We start from the raw sequence: 16,596 nt of genomic DNA, 5'->3' as shown, positions 1-16,596 counted from the left end.
ATATGTACGGATATATTTCTATTTATTTTAAGCCAAGTGAAGAAGAAAGAAGAAATTATTTATATCATTATTGTGGAATGTGTCATAATTTAAAGGCAAATTTTGGTAATTTATATAGACCAACTATAATAAAAGAAGTTGTTCTTTTTTCTATTATGCAAAATGAAACAAAAGATATAAAAGAATTCAAATGTCCATGGATGAAATTTGGAACGAGATATAGACCAAATCAAATGGAATTTTTAGACAAATATTCATATTTGAATCTGTTAATTATATATGGTAAACTTATAGATTATAAACTTGAAGGATATCCAATTTCTTTAAAATTTTTAAAAAAAATAAAAGAAAAACTTTCAAATGAATATGATAATAATTTTTTATGTGAATATGAAAAATTAATGGAATATCAAGATGAAATAGAAAAATCAAGACTAGATATAGACTGTTATGCAAAACCGACACAACTTTTGATGAACTTATTATTTAAGAAATTTTTTAATGCTCAAAATGCAACATTGCCAGTAAGTATAGGTACTTTGATTTATATAGTTGATTCAATTTATGATTTTTCTAAAGATATTAAAAGAAAAAAATTTAATGCTATTTCAAATTCTTTTGATATTAAAGATTTACAAGAATTAGAAATTAATGATAAAGAAAGACTTTTATTTACTTATGATCTATGTTCAATGGATATTATGGAAGAATATGAAAAATACACTTTACATAATAAACATTTAGTTAAAAAACTCTTAAGTTTTTCTATCAATTATCATAGATATAAAATAACTTCTATATTAAATGGAGGGGAAAATAATGAAAGATGTGAAAAACAAGATATTAAATGGTCAATTTAAAGACCTATATGATGAATATAAAAAAGATGAAGAGCTTAAAAGCAAAGTTAATGAATTTAAGGCTGGATACTATACTTATAGAAGAAATGATTGTGGTGAATGTTTACAATGTTTAGGTGGTTTGGTATGTGCCGATACATTATGTGAATGTATGGGTGGAGATATTTGTAGTTTCTTTTGATATGATATGAAAATAAAAAATGAAATTATAAAAACATCTATATTAGCGGGGCTTTTTTATATATTATTTATATCTTTAAAATATTTAAAAATAGCTCCTAATATTATAAGTTTTATCATGCCTATGCCGATATTCTTTTTAAGCTTAAGATATTCATTAATATATACATTTGTTTTTTTGTTTTTAATATTTATTTCTGGTTTTGTCATTGAAAGTATAGGTATTTTATTATTAATATTTTTACCAGTTTTTATTTATAAAACTGTAAATAAAAAAATCCTGAAAAATATAATCATAATATTAACAACTTTTATTAGTTTTCTATTGATGATTAATTTTTTTGGACTAAAACTTCCTAATAAAATTAATTCAGAATTCTTCATGTATATAACTTCAATATTATATTCTATTTTTTCAACAGTATATCCTATATTATTAAAAAAATTAAGTGAAGAAGTAATCGATCTAATATCTAAATATTTAGATTGATTATTTTCTTTTACTAATTAAGGGGGGATTTTTTTGAAAGTAAATTATATACATAAACTTGATAATATGAAGTATATATCTAAAGAGAAATTAGAAAAATTAAAAGAGGTATCAAAAAAATACAAATTTAGATCTAATGAATATTATTTATCACTTATAGACTGGAAAGATGAAAATGATCCAATAAGAAAGATTATTATTCCACAGTATTCAGAATTAGATGAATGGGGTATTGAAGATGCTTCAAAAGAATATTCTTATACTATATCCAAAGGATTGCAGCATAAATATAAAGATACTGTTTTATTGCTTATAAACGATTTATGTGGTGGATTTTGTAGATTTTGTTTTAGAAAAAGATTATTCATAAATATAGGTGATGAAGTAACGAGAGATATAACTACAGATTTAAGATATATAGAAGAAAATAAAGAAATTACTAATGTTTTATTGACAGGCGGAGATCCGCTTTTATTATCTACAAAAAAATTGAATGATATAATAAAAAAGTTGAGAGATATAGATCATATTAAAATAATAAGAATAGGAACAAAATTACCTGCATTTTATCCTTTTAGAATTATTGAAGATGAAACTTTACATAGTTTAATTCAAAATTATTCTACTCCAGAAAAAAGATTATATTTTATGCTTCATATAAACCATCCCAATGAAATTACACATTATACTATTAAATCCATAGATATTTTATTAAAGAATGGTGCACAAGTTGTAAATCAAACACCTATACTTAAAGGAATAAATGATGATGTAAAAACATTAAAAAAATTATTCCAAAAACTATCTTATATTGGAGTCCCACCATACTATGTTTTTCAAAATAGACCTGTAATGGGTAATAAACCTTTTGCATTAGAAGTTGAAAAAGGATATATAAATTTTTTAAAAGCTCTTGAAGAAATATCAGGTCTTGCAAAAAGGCCAAAATTTGTCATGTCTCATGAAACAGGAAAAATAGAAATAAGTGGAATTACAAAAGATAAAATAATGTTTAAATACCATAGAGCTAATAAAGAAGAAAATAAAAATAAATTTATGATATATAAAAGAAATCCAAGAGCATTTTGGTTTGATGATTATGAATATCTTCTTGAAGAATATAAATATTGACAAAGGGGGAATAAAAATGAAAAAAATGGGGGATATGCTCTTAAGAAATGAAAATTTTTCCGAGATTGTTATAGGAAATACAGCCATTGTTAGAGCAATGATAGAAGCTGGGACAGAAATAGTAACTTCTTATCCAGGTTCGCCAACACCTGAAATTGCGACTGCAATTTCAAGTATTAAATCTGAAAAAAGGCCTTTTTATTTTGAATTTTCTACAAATGAAAAAGTAGCAACTGAAGTTTCATTTGGCGCTAGTGTTAATGGGCATTTATCAACAGTATTTTTTAAATCTGTAGGTCTCAACGTAGCTGCTGATTCATTTGTTCAATTGGCATTATTAGAGTTGATAGGTGGAATGGTAATTATTTTAGGTGATGATCCGGGAGCTAATTCTTCTCAAAATGAACAAGATAATAGACATTATGCTGAAATGACATATATACCAGTATTAGAACCTTCAACTCCTCAAGAAGCATATGAAATGTATATTGAAGCAACAAAAATTTCTAAAAAAATGAAAATGCCAGTCATTTTGAGACTTACTACGCATGTTTGTCATGCTAAACAAAAAGTTCATTTTAAAAAATATGAAATAAAAAATATTTCTAAACAATCAAAATTTGATAAAAAAAATGGACCTTATATACCTATAACTTCTGAAGTATTTAATATGAAAAAAAATGCTTTATTAAAATTGAATGAATTTAAAAAACTAACTTCTGAAAAAAATATAAATAAATTGTTTAATAATAATTCCAAAAAAGGAATTATAACAATGGGAGTTCCATATTTATCTTTACTTGATGTACTTGAAGAAGTTGAAGATAAACCTGATATATTAAAGCTTGGAGTTGTTTACCCATTAGAAGAAGGAATAATAAAATCGTTTTTAAATAGTCATGATGAAATAAAAATTTTAGAGGAACTCGATGATATTCTTGAAACAAATATAAAAAGAATAGCTTATGATAACAAAATATATACTAAAATAATGGGTAAATTTGATATCAATGAATTTATAGGTGAATATACTCCAGATAAAGTTCAAGAAATAATGAATAATACATGGCCAGAAATTTTTCAAAGTATAAATATAAATAAAAAAATAAATGTACCAAAAAGACCAGCTCAAATGTGTCCTGGATGTGGACACAGATCAGCGTTTTATGCTATAAAAAAAGCTTTAAATTCTGAAGATATAACAGTTGCTGATATAGGATGCCATACACTTGGATATCTTCCACCATATGAAATGGGTGAAGTGTTATTATCGATGGGACATTCAATATCTACAGGATCAGGACTTTCATTGTTTAATGAAAAAAGAAATATAGTATCTTTTTTAGGAGATTCAACTTTTTTCCATGCAGCAATACCAGGAATAATAAATGCTGTTTTTAATCAACATAATCTTACATTAATAATAATGGAAAATGGTACAACAGCTATGACTGGTCATCAAGATCATCCAGCGGTTGGAAGTAATTTTAATGAAAAGACTAAAGAAATACCATTGAAAAAAGTTTTAGAAGGAATAGGTGTTGAAAATATATTTGAAGTTGATGCATATTCTCAAAACAAACTTTTTGAAATAATAAAAAAGACCTCAAAAATAAAAGGATTAAAAGTAGTTATAGCTAAACATCCTTGTATGTTGAAATTTACAAGAGAACAGAGAAAAAAAGGAACTTATAAAAATAGACATGTATTTATTGATCAAAATATATGTAATAATTCTAATTATTGTATAGAAGATTTTGCTTGTCCTTCTTTTCAAAAAGATGATAAAGGAAATATATGGGTTCATGAAGATCTTTGTATTGGGGATGGTTCTTGTATTCAAACTTGTCCAACTTCAGCAATAAAACCCAAAAATAATTAAGGAGGGATAAATATGAGACAAAATATATATATAATAGGTGTAGGAGGACAAGGAATAGGATTATTAAGTGAAGTTATCATTAGAGCAGCAGATTATGCTGGACTTCCAGTTATGGGAGTTGATACACATGGACTTGCACAAAGAGGAGGAACTGTACAATCACATGTTAGAATAGGAGAAGGAATACATTCGGCTCTAATAAAAAAAGGATATGCAGACATAGTTATTTCTCTTGAAAGAACCGAAGCCTTAAGGGGAGTAAATGAGTTTTTAAAAGATGGTGGAAGTTTAATATATTATGATACATCTTGGCAAACACTTTCTGTTCGTTTAGGAAAAGATAAAGAAATTACTAATGAAGATATAAATAAAATTTGTAAAGAAAGAAATATAAAAGTTTACAGAGTATTTGATGAAAATCTTGAAGATGCAAGAATGCAAAATGTTGTTGTTTTAAATGAAATAAAAAATAATGAAATTATAAAATATATAAAAAGAGAAGATTATTTAAAAGCTTTAAAAGATCTTTTACCAGAATATGCATTAGAAAAAAATCTTAGAATATTTGAATAAAATAAAAAGAATAGTTGGTTGATTCCAACTATTCTTTTTACTTAAAATTCAGTATTTAATTTAGCAATTTCTACTATTATTTGAACAGCTTTTTCCATAGATTCGATTACAACGTATTCATATTTTCCATGGAAATTATGTCCTCCAGTGAATATATTAGGACATGGGAGACCTATAAATGATAGTCTTGCACCATCAGTTCCGCCTCTTATAGGTTTTATATTAGGAGTTACATCACAATTTAAAAAAGCTTTTTTTGCCAAATCCATTATATGAGGATTTTTTTCAATTATTTCTTTCATATTGTAATAACTATCTTTTAATTCTAATTTGATAGCATTAGAATATTTTTTATTTATTTTTTCAACAACTTTTTGAACAAAATCTTTTTTTTGTTCAAATAATTCTTTATCATGATCTCTTATTATCATATTTAAAGTAGTTTTCTCTACAGAACCATTAATATCATTTATATGAAAAAAACCTTCATATTTTTCGGTATTTTCAGGTCTTTCATTTTTTGGAAATAAAGATATCAATTCATTTGCTATTAGTATAGAATTAATCATCTGATCTTTAGCTGTTCCAGGATGTACATTTTTACCTTGAATATAAAATTTAGCACTTGCTGCATTAAAATTTTCAGATTCAAGTTCTCCAAGAGGTCCTCCATCAATAGTATAAGCAAAATCTGCTCCAAATTTTTTCACATCAAAAAAATCTGCTCCTCTACCTATTTCTTCATCTGGGGTAAAACATATTCTTATTTTTCCATGTTTTATATCAGATTTTAATAATATTTCCGAAGCTGTAATTATTTCAGCAATTCCTGCTTTATCATCGGCACCTAGTAAAGTTGTTCCATCTGTTGTTATGATTGTTTTTCCATTATAATCATTTAATGATGGAAAATCTTTTGGATCTAAATAAATATTTTTTTCAGCATTTAAAATAATTTTTTCACCATTATAATTTATAATTTTAGATTTCACATTTTCTCCAGACATATCTGGAGATGTATCCATATGGGCTATAAATCCTATTACAGGACAATTTTTCTCTATATTTGAAGGTATAGTCGCCATCAAATAACCATTTTCATCAAGCGATACTTCATCTAAACCTATTTCAATCAATTCTTTTTTTAATTCTTCGGCAAGAACTAATTGTCTTTTTGTTGAAGGAATTGTATCTGAATTCTCATCAGATGTTGTATATATTTTGATATATTTTAAAAATCTATCCACTAAATTTTGCAAAGCTATCACCTCTTAATATTATGTATTACAATTATAACAGAATTTATTTTTTAATATAATAATAAAATTGATAAATTATTCGTTTTTATGGGTCATTATTTAATGTAATGTTGATAAATTATGCTTTTTGTGTTAAAATATAATGGGATTTAATAAAAAAATATTAACATTCGGGGGTGCATCTCATGTTTCAGAAACAGATAATGATGAGAAGAGTGCTATACTCTTTAATTCCCATCTATATTTTTTCTTTTTATTTATATGGATGGAGACTATTGATGTTATCTGCCATAGTTTTTGGTTCGAGTATAGGAGTAGAATACATCTTTGAAAAAAATAGAAAGAAAAAAGTTAGCGAAGCTGTCTTAGTTACTGCTATGTTATTAGTATTATCAATGCCACCTTTAACACCTTGGTGGATAGCCTTAATAGCTTCTATTTTTGCTGTTTTATTTGGAAAAGAAGTTTATGGAGGATTTGGAAGAAATATTTTCAATCCTGCAATTACAGGACGTCTTTTTGTTTATATAACATTTGCGAATGTTATGACAACTGGTTGGATGAAACCGGGAAATTTTGGAACAGATATTCTTTCAACCGCTACACCTTTAGAGATGCTCAGAATGGGAGATAATCTTTCTATTCGCGATTTGTTTTTTGGCATAAGACCTGGATCAATGGGTGAAAGTGCCATATGGCTTATTGTAATTGCCGCAATTTATTTAATGGTTACAAAAACAGCGAGTTGGAGAATAATAATATCAACTTTTTCGAGTGCTTTAATATTAAGTTCCATACTTTATTTTTTTAATGTATCTGGAGCAATGCCTCCAATTGAAGCTGTTATGTCTGGAAGTTTATTGTTTGTAACTGTTTTTATGGCAACTGATCCTGTATCAGGGCCAAAAAAGAATTCGTCTCATTGGATTTATGGAATTATAATAGGTGTTTCAGCTGTTTTAATTAGAACTTTTTCATTATTTTCAGAAGGAACAAGTTTTGCAGTTTTAATGGGAAATACATTTGCTTCTTTATTAGATCAGATTAAATTTAATAAGAAGGTGAAATCATGAAAAAACAAAGTAAATCATATACAATAATATTTACATTTATTGTTTCTTTTATTTTTGTTTTTGTTCTAGCACTTGCAAATGAATTAACTAAAGAACAAATAGTAAAAAATCAACAATTATTTGAAAGAAAAGCTGTTCTTAATGCTTTTGGAATAATTTATGAAAATGATGATGAAGCCTTTGAAAAATATGAAGATACTATAAAAATAGAAAAATATAATGATGAAATTTTGTATGAATATGAAAAAAACGATGAGAAATTTTATGGATTTAAATTCACTGGAAATGGACTTTGGGGAACAATAACTGGAATATTAGCTGTTAATTCTGATGTTAGTCAAATATTGGGAATAGATTTTATTTCACATAATGAAACACCTGGTCTTGGGGGAAGAATTGAAGAAGAATGGTTTAAAGATCAATTTAAAAATGAAAAAATAATTAATAATAATATAAAAGTTATAGTTGGTGGTGGAGAAGGAGATTTAGATAAGGAAAATAGTGAAATAGATTCTATTACTGGGGCTACAAGGACCTCTGAATCTGTTCAAAAAATTACTAATGATACTATATATAAAATTAAAACTATATTGGGGGTGAATGAATAATGGCTCAATATAAAACAATCTTAAAGGATAATCTATGGAATAATAATGCCATATTTGTTCAAATCCTTGGAATTTGTTCTACTTTAGCAGTTACAAATAGACTTGAAAATACTTTGATAATGTCAATAGGAGTTATTTTAGTTATGGGATTTACAAATTTTACAATTTCTTCAATTAAGTCATTAATACCTCGAAAAGTGAGGATGATAGTTCAAACATTAATAATTTCTTTTTATGTAATAATTGTTGATATAATTTTAAAAGCCTTTTTACCAGATATAAGTAGAGCGCTTGGACCTTATGTAGGATTAATAATTACTAATTGTATAATAATGGGAAGAGCTGAAGCTTTTGCACAATCAAATAAACCTTTTATTTCTTTTTGGGATGGTATAACTTCAGGTACTGGATATATGTATGTTTTACTTACTATAGCCTTTTTTAGAGAATTACTAGGCTTTGGTACTATATTTGGGTTTCAAATTATGCCAGAAAATTTTATAAAATGGACGATTATGGTTATGCCACCAAGTGCATTTTTTATGTTGGCTATTTTTATATGGATTGTTAAAGGGATTATGTCTAAGAAGGAGGCTGAATAACTATGCCTGAAATAAGTCCTTTTGTATTATTTTTTGCATCTATATTTACATCAAATATTTTACTTTCAAACTTTTTAGGAATGTGTTCATTTATTTCAGTTTCTAAAGATTATAAATCTTCAAATGGTCTTGGTATGGCAGTGACTTTTGTTTTAACAATAACAACTGCAGTTAATTGGTTAGTTTATAATTATATACTTGAACCTTTTGGTTTAGAATATTTAAGATATATAGTTTTTATAATAGTTATTGCAGCTGTAGTACAAATTCTTGAAATGATAATAGAAAGAGTATCCGAAAATTTATATATGGCTTTAGGAATCTTCTTGCCATTGATAACGGTTAATTGTGCAATTTTAGGTGTTGCATTATTTATGCAGTTAAGAGATTATTCTTTTATACAATCAATTATTTTTGGATTGGGATCCGGTCTTGGATGGTGGCTTGCTATTATGGCATTGGCAGCAATAAGAAAAAAAGTAGACAAAGCTCCTGTTCCATATGGATTAAAAGGTCCTGGAATAACTTTAATAACTATAGGATTTATGGCTATGGCATTTCTGGGTTTTTCCGGAATGCTTGCAGTACAGTGAGGTGATTATATGACTGGAATATTATCAGCATCTATTATTGTGGCAATTCTTACTTCTGTTCTTGCTTTGATTATTACTATAGTTGATTCTATAGTCAATAATTATGGAGAAGTAAACATAAATATAAATAATGGAACAAAAGAACTTAAGGTTGATGGTGGATCTCCTCTTTTGTTTACACTTGCAGAACAAGGTATATTTATACCTTCAGCTTGTGGTGGAAAAGGAAGTTGTGGTGCATGTAAAGTTAAAATATTATCGGATGTTGGTCCTATTTTACCAACAGAAGCTCCATTATTAACAGATGAGGAAAAAAAATCTAAAATTAGACTTTCTTGTCAAGTTAAAGTTAAATCTAATATTTCAATAGAAATACCTGAAGAATTATTTTATGTAAAACAATATAAAGCTAAAGTTGAAAAAATAAATAATGTAACTCATGATATTAAAGAAGTCTATATTAAATTAAAAAATCCAGATAATATAGAATTTAAAGCAGGACAATATGCACAAATTGTTGTTCCTCCATATGGAAAAATAAAAGAAAGCACACAAAGGGCATATTCTATTTCTTCAGCTCCAAAAGATAATTCACATGTTGAATTTTTGATTAGACTTGTTCCAGGTGGAATAGCAACTACATATGTACATGATTTTTTGAAAGAAAATCAAGATGTAGAAGTTGTAGGGCCTTTTGGAGATTTTTTTATGAGAGAAACAAAAGCAGATATGGTATGTGTTGCAGGTGGTTCGGGAATGGCTCCAATAAAATCAATTATTTATGATATGTATGAAAAAGAAATTTTAGATAGAGAAATTTGGTATTTTTTTGGGGCGAGAAGTTTAAAAGATCTATATTATATTGAAGAATTTAAAGAATTGTCTAAAAAGATGCCTAATCTTCATTTTATTCCTGCACTTTCAGATCCAATGGACGAAGATAATTGGGAAGGAGAAACAGGACTTATAACTGATGTATTAGATAAATATTTAAAAACTAAATTAAATCCAGAACATGAAAGAGAAGGTTATCTTTGTGGAAGTCCTGGTATGATAGATGCATGTGTTAAAGTCATGACATCTAATGACATATCAGAAGAAAAAATTTATTATGATAAATTTGCTTGAGGAGGTATAAAAATGAAAATGACTCCTGAATTAAAGAAGGCACAACATAACATGCAACCAGGTGAAATAACTGCTAATGGTTTTTTAGGAGATGATGATAGATCTTTAGTTGATATTATAGAAGAAGATGAAGAAAAAATGCTTAAATTAAATCTTGAATTTGAAAAAGTTTCAGAGATGATGAAAGAATTATTAGAAAAAGGAAGAAAAGGTTTTGGAGAACCTATTAAATATTTAAATTGGGAAATAAAAGTTGATGAAGCAAGAGGTTTTTTAGCTTGTCCATTTGAGGATGGCATTTTTAGAAAAATTAATGTTATTTTAACTAATAATAATTTAAATGAGACTATAATTTATACAGATCTATCTGTACATCTTTTAGAAAAACATCATTTTTTACAGGGAAAAGGATCTGATTTTAGATTATCTCCAAATAAATTAAAGAGAGTCCTGGAACTTTAATTTAAATATGTTATAATTTATTATAGACAATTTTAATCTTAGGAGGTATTTATATATGGCTATTAATGAAAAAATGGAAAAAGCATTGAATGAACAGATTAACAAAGAATTGTTTTCTGCTTACTTATATCAATCAATGGCAGCTTATTTTGAAAGCAAGAGTTTAAAGGGTTTTGCTAATTGGTTGGATGTACAAGCATCTGAAGAAAAAATACATGCGAGAAAAATTTATGATTTTATAAATGAAAGAGGCGGTAGAGTTTTATTAAAAGCGATAGAAGAACCAAAACATGACTGGGATAATGTTCAAGCTGCTTTTAAAGATGCTTTGGCACATGAACAATTTATAACAGATTCTATAAATAAATTGGTAGATCTTGCAATTGAATTAAGCGATCATGCAACTAATAATTTTTTACAATGGTTTGTTGCTGAACAAGTTGAAGAAGAAGCAACTGCAACTGAAATAGTTGATAGATTAGAATTAATTGATGAGAATGTCATGGCATTATTGAGAATGGATGAATCACTTGGAGTAATAACTTTAACTGCAACATCAGAAGAATAAATAAAAATGAAGCAATAGATTTTTTCTATTGCTTCATTTCTTTTATAAAGTTTAATACTTCTTCCACATGATTTTTAACATTTACTTTTTCCCAAATCTTTATTATTTTGTTATTTTCGTCTATTAGGATGGTAGTTCTTATAACTCCCATATATTCTTTGCCATATAATTTCTTTTTTTGCCATACTCCAAATTCATTGAGTATTTTTTTTTCAGTATCGCTTAATAAAGTTATTTTTAAATTATTTTTTGCTATAAAATTAAAATGTTTTTTTCCTTCATCTGGACTTATACCATATATTACAGTATTATACTTTTTAAAATCCTTTACTTTAGATGTAAAATCTAAAGCTTCTGTAGTACAACCTTTAGTATTATCTTTTGGATAAAAATAAATAATTTTTATATTTTTTGAATTCAATGCATCTGTTAATACACCATTTGAATCTGGAAGTTTTATTTCTTTTACAATATCTCCTAAACTATATTTTAAATAAGACATTTTATTTACCTCTCTTCAATATTTTACAGAAAATAGTGAAAAATTTTTTTCACTAAACCGTTCTTCTTCAATATTTTCAACTCTTGAAAAACCATTGCCTCTAATTATAGAAGCTTTAAAACTATTTAAATCACTCTCTTGACCTTGAGCTACTATTTCAACAGATCCATCTATTAAATTTTTAATATATCCGTTTATATTATATTTATTAGCTTGAGTTTTTATATAAAATCTAAAACCTACGCCTTGGACTCTGCCATATACTATAAGTTTAGTGCTAATCATTTTATCACCCTTTAATAATTTATATCTTTTACTTTTTTAACTTTTATAAACATTTCAGACATATCTTTCGAAAATACATATTCTGTAAAAAAACCCATCTCTTCTAAAGATTCTATTATTGTTAATATATCTGCAGCGTCTATTTCGGGAGGAATTGCATCTACTTCAATTTCATCGGTATTTTTTACAATAAAACCTTTATCTTTTATGAGTAAATCATCTAAAGATTCTTTAATTTTATTATTTATATATATTTCTTCTACTGGAACTTTACCTTTGCCTTTTTTATACATAGCATAAGCGTCAATTATATACTTTAATTCTATTAATTCATTGAGTTCTTTAGTAAAGTTATCCATTGCATCGCCCCCTCTCTGAAATAATTATACACTAAATTTAATCAAAACTCAACAAAAATTAAAAAAACAAAATTTCTTGTAACATAAAATCGAGGTTTATGATTAAATTTAACATATAAAAATTAAAAGTAGCTGAAATTTTTCAGCTACTTTTAATTTATTTTGAAGAAAAATAATAATTTGGAGATTCTTTAGTTATTTTTATGTCATGTGCATGACTTTCAGACATTGCAGCATTTGAAATTTTTATAAATTCAGAATTATTTCTAAGCATTTCAAAGTTTTTAGCACCACAATATCCCATACCAGCTTTTAATCCACCGAGTAATTGATGAATTACATCAGAAACTCCACCTTTATAAGCTACCATACCTTCAACACCTTCAGGAACAAGTTTTTCAGAATCAGTTACAGAATCTTGAAAATATCTATCTTTAGAACCTTTTTCCATTGCACCAATAGAACCCATTCCTCTGTAAGTCTTAAATTTTCTTCCGGAATATATTATAGTTTCACCAGGTGCTTCATCTGTTCCAGCAAGAATGCTACCCATCATTACAGTTGAGGCACCAGCCGCAAATGCTTTTACAATATCTCCTGAAAATCTTAATCCGCCATCTGCGATTAAAGGAATATCATATTTTTTTGTAACTGAATATACATCCATTATAGCAGTTAATTGTGGTACTCCTATACCAGCAACAATTCTTGTTGTACATATAGAACCTGGTCCAATTCCAACTTTTACACCATCAGCACCAGCTTTTATTAGATCTTCTGCAGCCTGTGCTGTAGCAATATTACCTGCAATTATAGGCATTTCAGGATAATCTGATTTTATAGTTTTTAATATATTTATTATATTTTTTGAGTGACCATGAGCAGAATCTAAAACTAAAAAATCAACATTAGCTTCTATCAATTTTTTTGCTCTTTCTATACCATCACCAGTACCAATAGCAGCACCCACTATGAGTCTTCCTTTGGTATCTCTTGAGGCATTTGGTTTTTCAACTACTGACATAACATCTTTTATTGTTATTAATCCTATTATTCTATTGTGTTTATCAACTATAGGTAATTTTTCAATTTTATTTTCATGTAAAATTTCTTTAGCTTTTTCTATTTCTGTATGTGGTCCAGCAACAACTAAATCTTTATAAGGTGTCATAAGTTCTTTGGCGAGTTTATCTGAATTTCTTTCAAATCTAATATCACGATTTGTTATTATTCCTAATAATTTTTCGTTTTTATCGATTACAGGAAGACCACCAATTTTATATTCTTCCATTATTTTTTCAGCTTCATAAATTTTAGTTTCTGGAGTAATTGTTATTGGATCAGTGATAACTCCATTTTCAGCTCTTTTTACTTTTGAAACTTTGTAAGCTTGTTCTTCAATACTCATATTTTTATGAATTACTCCAGCTCCGCCTTCTCTTGCCATTGCTTTTGCCATTCTTGTTTCTGTTACGGTATCCATAGCTGCAGATATAAAAGGAACATTTAAAAAAATATTTTTTACTAATCTACTCTTAGTATTAGTTTGTGTAGGTATAACTTCTGAATATTTTGGTACGAGTAAAACATCATCAAAAGTTAAAGCTTCTCTCATCAGTAAAAACACCTCCTGAAAATTTTTATATTATATCTATTGTATTATTTATTTTGGAGAATGTTTTTACATAAATAGAAACATTTTATTACAATAGACTGATTTTCAAAGAATTAACAAAAAAACGGGAATTTTATGTATATATTCCCGTTTAATCGTTTTAATTAAAGTATTTCCTCACAGCATGAGATGAAACAATAGCTCCATCGGCAACTGCAGTAACTATTTGTTTTAAAGGTGTATCTCTTATATCTCCAACAGCGTAAATTCCTTTTACAGATGTTTCTAAGTTTTTATCAGTTTTTATATATCCAGCATCATCGAGTTCTAGCATATCTTTTAAATATGAAGTTTCTGGTTTGTGACCTATAAATATAAAAGCTCCATCGAATTTTTCTGTAGTCAATTCTGAATTTATAGTATCTTTTAATTCTAATTCTTTGAGTTTAAAATCACCTTTAAATTCATTTACCACTTTATTCCATCTAAATTTTATATTAGAAGAATTAAAAGCTCTATCTTGTAACATTTTATCGGCTCTTAGTTTATCTCTTCTATGAATTACATGAACTTCCTTAGCTATTTTTGATAAATATAAAGCTTCTTCAATTGCAGTATTTCCTCCACCAATAACAGCAACTTTTTGATTTTTAAAAAAATGTCCATCACAAGTCGCACAGTATGAAATTCCCTTAGAATTAAATTCTTCTTCACCTTTAATATTTAAATGTTTTGGAGTTGCTCCAGAAGCAATTACAAGTACTTTAGTCTTTATTGTTTTTCCATCATCTGTTATTATAATTTTTTCATTTTCATTCAATTTTATATCCATAACTTGTGCAAAGTGAAACTCAACACCAAAATGTTTTGCATGTTCGCCCATTTTTTTCGAAATTTCAGAACCTTTTATTGAAGTAAAACCAGGATAATTTTCTACAAGTTCTGTCAGATTCATCTGGCCACCTTCAAGAGTTTTTTCTATAATTAAAGGTTTAATACCTCCCTGTACAGCATATATTGCAGCAGATATACCTCCAGGGCCTCCACCTATTATTATCATATCATAATAATCTTTAATAAGATCTTTTTTACCGGCATTTCCAAGATCAAAAAACATTTTTTATCCTCCTTTAAATGATTCTAAAAAGGTGACCCAAATGGGTCACCTAATTATTTTTTATTATTCTACTGATTTTAAAATTTCATCTAAGAAGTTTTGTTCTGGATAAGCTCCAATAAATTCGTTTTTTGTTTTCCATTCATCATTTTCAAATATTTCTATTACTGTATGTGGAACTGAACTTACTCCATGTTTTGAAGACAATTCTGGGAATTCGTTTGCCTCAACCATTTCTCCAGATATGTTTGAGTTTAAAATAGCAGATTGATGAGCTGCAAGTACTGCATTTGGACAATAAGGACATGTTGGAGTTACAAATGCTCTTATTCTTATTTTTTTATCAATAGTTTTAATTTTATTTTGTGTTTCTTCAGAAAAATTTACTTTAGAATTTGAAACCATTATTATATTTTGCAATAAGGTTGAAAATTCATGACCTGAAGGAATTCCATAAAATTTAATTCCTAAATCTTTATCTTCTGAATCGAGTAAAACCATTGATGGAAATAAATTTTTATCTAATCCATATTTTTCAAAGTCTTCATCTTTAGAATGAGATTCAATTTGAATTTTTTCATTTACTTCCGTTAATTCTGTTATCAAATTTTCTGTAACTTCTGAATATTCGCTGTCATTTTTGAAAAGAATAAACTTAACTTTATTTGTCATATCTTTTAAAATTTCTGCAACTTGTTCTCTTGTTTTTTCATCTAATAATTGTGCCATATATTGATACCTCCAATTAGTTTTATATACCCTCTGAGGGTATTTTAACATGGATATATTTAGTCTATTTTACAAATTTGTATATTTTTCCTGTTTTTGTAGTTTTTACTATAGAGGCTATAAATAATAGTATTGATGGTATTAAAATATTTATGATATTAACATTATCATTAGAAATATTAATTAATTTATTTAAAATATAAAATACCCCTGTACCGTAAAAAAAAGATTCAGTACCTTTTAAAATTAATTTTTTTGATAGAAAAGTTTCAAAGTAGCTATTTCTTGTATATCCAAAAGATAAAATCATTGATCGGAATCTTTCATGAAACTTTTTTCTTGAAGCGTCATAAGATCTTATATAATAAAATATAAATATTATAAATATAAAAATATCAGCCATTATATTATTTGAAATATTTTTTATATAAAATAATATTAATAACATGCCCGTTAAAGTGTACATTGTGAAATATTCGAAGACATTTGGCAAATTATAGTTTTTTATAATTAAATATTTTATTATAAAATAAGAAATTATTGAAGCTATTAAATTTATAAAAAAAGCATTAAGGATCAT

General features: G+C 26.7%; 21 protein-coding genes. 13 read left to right on the top strand and 8 right to left on the bottom strand.

All coding sequences use genetic code 11. From position 1 onward, the window contains the following. Nucleotides 1-2: 2 nt before the first annotated feature. From C7380_RS00750 to C7380_RS00725, 6 genes are read left to right on the top strand one after another with little or no spacing between them, the layout of a single operon-like run. Nucleotides 3-860, top strand: coding sequence for a DUF5685 family protein (locus tag C7380_RS00750; protein ID WP_109603566.1), 858 nt, complete (start codon nt 3-5; stop codon nt 858-860). Then, nucleotides 820-1,041, top strand: a complete 222-nt coding sequence (locus C7380_RS00745) for a hypothetical protein (protein ID WP_109603565.1) — start codon at nt 820-822, stop codon at nt 1,039-1,041. The genes C7380_RS00750 and C7380_RS00745 overlap by 41 nt, the downstream gene beginning before the upstream one ends. A gap of 6 nt (nt 1,042-1,047) precedes the next feature. Then, a complete protein-coding gene (locus tag C7380_RS00740) occupies nt 1,048-1,530 on the top strand; it encodes a hypothetical protein (RefSeq protein ID WP_109603564.1) in 483 nt (160 codons plus the stop codon). Between the two features lie 33 nt (nt 1,531-1,563). Continuing rightward, nucleotides 1,564-2,661, top strand: coding sequence for a KamA family radical SAM protein (locus C7380_RS00735; protein ID WP_240597457.1), 1,098 nt, complete (start codon nt 1,564-1,566; stop codon nt 2,659-2,661). A gap of 16 nt (nt 2,662-2,677) precedes the next feature. After that, entirely contained in the window at nt 2,678-4,543 is a 1,866-nt protein-coding gene (locus tag C7380_RS00730; RefSeq protein ID WP_109603563.1) for a thiamine pyrophosphate-dependent enzyme, read from the top strand. A 12-nt stretch (nt 4,544-4,555) separates the two neighbouring features. Continuing rightward, nucleotides 4,556-5,116 (top strand): 2-oxoacid:acceptor oxidoreductase family protein, encoded by a 561-nt coding sequence (locus C7380_RS00725; protein WP_109603562.1) that lies wholly within the window; start codon nt 4,556-4,558, stop codon nt 5,114-5,116. Nucleotides 5,117-5,157: 41 nt separating this feature from the next. On the opposite strand, the gene pepT is transcribed toward C7380_RS00725, so the two are convergent. Further along, a complete protein-coding gene (pepT, locus tag C7380_RS00720; RefSeq protein ID WP_109603561.1) occupies nt 5,158-6,375 on the bottom strand; it encodes a peptidase T in 1,218 nt (405 codons plus the stop codon). Between the two features lie 185 nt (nt 6,376-6,560). On the opposite strand from pepT, the gene C7380_RS00715 reads away from it, so the two are divergent. From C7380_RS00715 to C7380_RS00685, 7 genes are read left to right on the top strand one after another with little or no spacing between them, the layout of a single operon-like run. Next, nucleotides 6,561-7,448: an RnfABCDGE type electron transport complex subunit D gene (locus C7380_RS00715; RefSeq protein WP_109603560.1), complete on the top strand. Its 888-nt coding sequence runs from the start codon at nt 6,561-6,563 to the stop codon at nt 7,446-7,448. Further along, a complete protein-coding gene (locus tag C7380_RS00710) occupies nt 7,445-8,056 on the top strand; it encodes an FMN-binding protein (protein ID WP_109603559.1) in 612 nt (203 codons plus the stop codon). Before C7380_RS00715 ends, C7380_RS00710 begins: the two co-directional genes overlap by 4 nt. Next, complete coding sequence (locus C7380_RS00705) at nt 8,056-8,658, top strand: NADH:ubiquinone reductase (Na(+)-transporting) subunit D (RefSeq protein WP_206050481.1); 603 nt, start codon at nt 8,056-8,058, stop codon at nt 8,656-8,658. The genes C7380_RS00710 and C7380_RS00705 overlap by 1 nt, the downstream gene beginning before the upstream one ends. 2 nt (nt 8,659-8,660) lie before the next feature. Then, nucleotides 8,661-9,251, top strand: a complete 591-nt coding sequence (locus C7380_RS00700) for an NADH:ubiquinone reductase (Na(+)-transporting) subunit E (RefSeq protein WP_109603557.1) — start codon at nt 8,661-8,663, stop codon at nt 9,249-9,251. A 9-nt stretch (nt 9,252-9,260) separates the two neighbouring features. Next, nucleotides 9,261-10,379 (top strand): NADH:ubiquinone reductase (Na(+)-transporting) subunit F, encoded by a 1,119-nt coding sequence (locus C7380_RS00695; protein WP_109603556.1) that lies wholly within the window; start codon nt 9,261-9,263, stop codon nt 10,377-10,379. Between the two features lie 12 nt (nt 10,380-10,391). After that, nucleotides 10,392-10,841, top strand: a complete 450-nt coding sequence (locus tag C7380_RS00690; RefSeq protein WP_109603555.1) for a hypothetical protein — start codon at nt 10,392-10,394, stop codon at nt 10,839-10,841. Between the two features lie 55 nt (nt 10,842-10,896). After that, nucleotides 10,897-11,409 (top strand): ferritin, encoded by a 513-nt coding sequence (locus C7380_RS00685; RefSeq protein ID WP_109603554.1) that lies wholly within the window; start codon nt 10,897-10,899, stop codon nt 11,407-11,409. Nucleotides 11,410-11,434: 25 nt separating this feature from the next. On the opposite strand, the gene C7380_RS00680 is transcribed toward C7380_RS00685, so the two are convergent. From C7380_RS00680 to C7380_RS00650, 7 genes are all read right to left on the bottom strand, one after another. After that, nucleotides 11,435-11,911 carry a peroxiredoxin gene (locus C7380_RS00680; RefSeq protein WP_109603553.1) on the bottom strand — a complete coding sequence of 159 codons (477 nt, stop codon included), beginning with the start codon at nt 11,909-11,911 and terminating at the stop codon, nt 11,435-11,437. A 15-nt stretch (nt 11,912-11,926) separates the two neighbouring features. Continuing rightward, a complete protein-coding gene (locus C7380_RS00675) occupies nt 11,927-12,196 on the bottom strand; it encodes an acylphosphatase (protein WP_109603552.1) in 270 nt (89 codons plus the stop codon). A gap of 11 nt (nt 12,197-12,207) precedes the next feature. Continuing rightward, entirely contained in the window at nt 12,208-12,555 is a 348-nt protein-coding gene (locus tag C7380_RS00670) for a hypothetical protein (protein ID WP_109603551.1), read from the bottom strand. A gap of 157 nt (nt 12,556-12,712) precedes the next feature. Then, entirely contained in the window at nt 12,713-14,170 is a 1,458-nt protein-coding gene (gene guaB, locus C7380_RS00665; protein WP_109603550.1) for an IMP dehydrogenase, read from the bottom strand. A 160-nt stretch (nt 14,171-14,330) separates the two neighbouring features. Next, complete coding sequence (gene trxB / locus C7380_RS00660; protein ID WP_109603549.1) at nt 14,331-15,287, bottom strand: thioredoxin-disulfide reductase; 957 nt, start codon at nt 15,285-15,287, stop codon at nt 14,331-14,333. 63 nt (nt 15,288-15,350) lie between these two features. Then, on the bottom strand, nt 15,351-16,016 hold the full coding sequence (gene pdo / locus C7380_RS00655) for a protein disulfide oxidoreductase (protein ID WP_109603548.1): 666 nt from the start codon (nt 16,014-16,016) through the stop codon (nt 15,351-15,353). A 64-nt stretch (nt 16,017-16,080) separates the two neighbouring features. Then, nucleotides 16,081-16,596, bottom strand: coding sequence for a hypothetical protein (locus tag C7380_RS00650; RefSeq protein WP_109603547.1), 516 nt, complete (start codon nt 16,594-16,596; stop codon nt 16,081-16,083).

The organism is Oceanotoga teriensis (genome assembly GCF_003148465.1).
In the GTDB taxonomy this organism is placed as follows: Bacteria; Thermotogota; Thermotogae; order Petrotogales; family Petrotogaceae; genus Oceanotoga; species Oceanotoga teriensis.
Note: the sequence above shows the minus strand (reverse complement) of the source record. Positions and strands in the feature narration are given on the sequence as shown.

Coding starts and splice junctions, on each gene's coding strand:
- C7380_RS00750 (WP_109603566.1), top strand. CDS start 3: ATGTACGGATATATTTCTATTTATTTTAAGCCAAGTGAAGAAGAAAGA.
- C7380_RS00745 (WP_109603565.1), top strand. CDS start 820: ATGAAAGATGTGAAAAACAAGATATTAAATGGTCAATTTAAAGACCTA.
- C7380_RS00740 (WP_109603564.1), top strand. CDS start 1,048: ATGAAAATAAAAAATGAAATTATAAAAACATCTATATTAGCGGGGCTT.
- C7380_RS00730 (WP_109603563.1), top strand. CDS start 2,678: ATGAAAAAAATGGGGGATATGCTCTTAAGAAATGAAAATTTTTCCGAG.
- C7380_RS00725 (WP_109603562.1), top strand. CDS start 4,556: ATGAGACAAAATATATATATAATAGGTGTAGGAGGACAAGGAATAGGA.
- C7380_RS00715 (WP_109603560.1), top strand. CDS start 6,561: ATGTTTCAGAAACAGATAATGATGAGAAGAGTGCTATACTCTTTAATT.
- C7380_RS00710 (WP_109603559.1), top strand. CDS start 7,445: ATGAAAAAACAAAGTAAATCATATACAATAATATTTACATTTATTGTT.
- C7380_RS00705 (WP_206050481.1), top strand. CDS start 8,056: ATGGCTCAATATAAAACAATCTTAAAGGATAATCTATGGAATAATAAT.
- C7380_RS00700 (WP_109603557.1), top strand. CDS start 8,661: ATGCCTGAAATAAGTCCTTTTGTATTATTTTTTGCATCTATATTTACA.
- C7380_RS00695 (WP_109603556.1), top strand. CDS start 9,261: ATGACTGGAATATTATCAGCATCTATTATTGTGGCAATTCTTACTTCT.
- C7380_RS00690 (WP_109603555.1), top strand. CDS start 10,392: ATGAAAATGACTCCTGAATTAAAGAAGGCACAACATAACATGCAACCA.
- C7380_RS00685 (WP_109603554.1), top strand. CDS start 10,897: ATGGCTATTAATGAAAAAATGGAAAAAGCATTGAATGAACAGATTAAC.
- C7380_RS00680 (WP_109603553.1), bottom strand. CDS start 11,911: ATGTCTTATTTAAAATATAGTTTAGGAGATATTGTAAAAGAAATAAAA.
- C7380_RS00675 (WP_109603552.1), bottom strand. CDS start 12,196: ATGATTAGCACTAAACTTATAGTATATGGCAGAGTCCAAGGCGTAGGT.
- C7380_RS00670 (WP_109603551.1), bottom strand. CDS start 12,555: ATGGATAACTTTACTAAAGAACTCAATGAATTAATAGAATTAAAGTAT.
- guaB (WP_109603550.1), bottom strand. CDS start 14,170: ATGAGAGAAGCTTTAACTTTTGATGATGTTTTACTCGTACCAAAATAT.
- trxB (WP_109603549.1), bottom strand. CDS start 15,287: ATGTTTTTTGATCTTGGAAATGCCGGTAAAAAAGATCTTATTAAAGAT.
- pdo (WP_109603548.1), bottom strand. CDS start 16,016: ATGGCACAATTATTAGATGAAAAAACAAGAGAACAAGTTGCAGAAATT.
- C7380_RS00650 (WP_109603547.1), bottom strand. CDS start 16,596: ATGATCCTTAATGCTTTTTTTATAAATTTAATAGCTTCAATAATTTCT.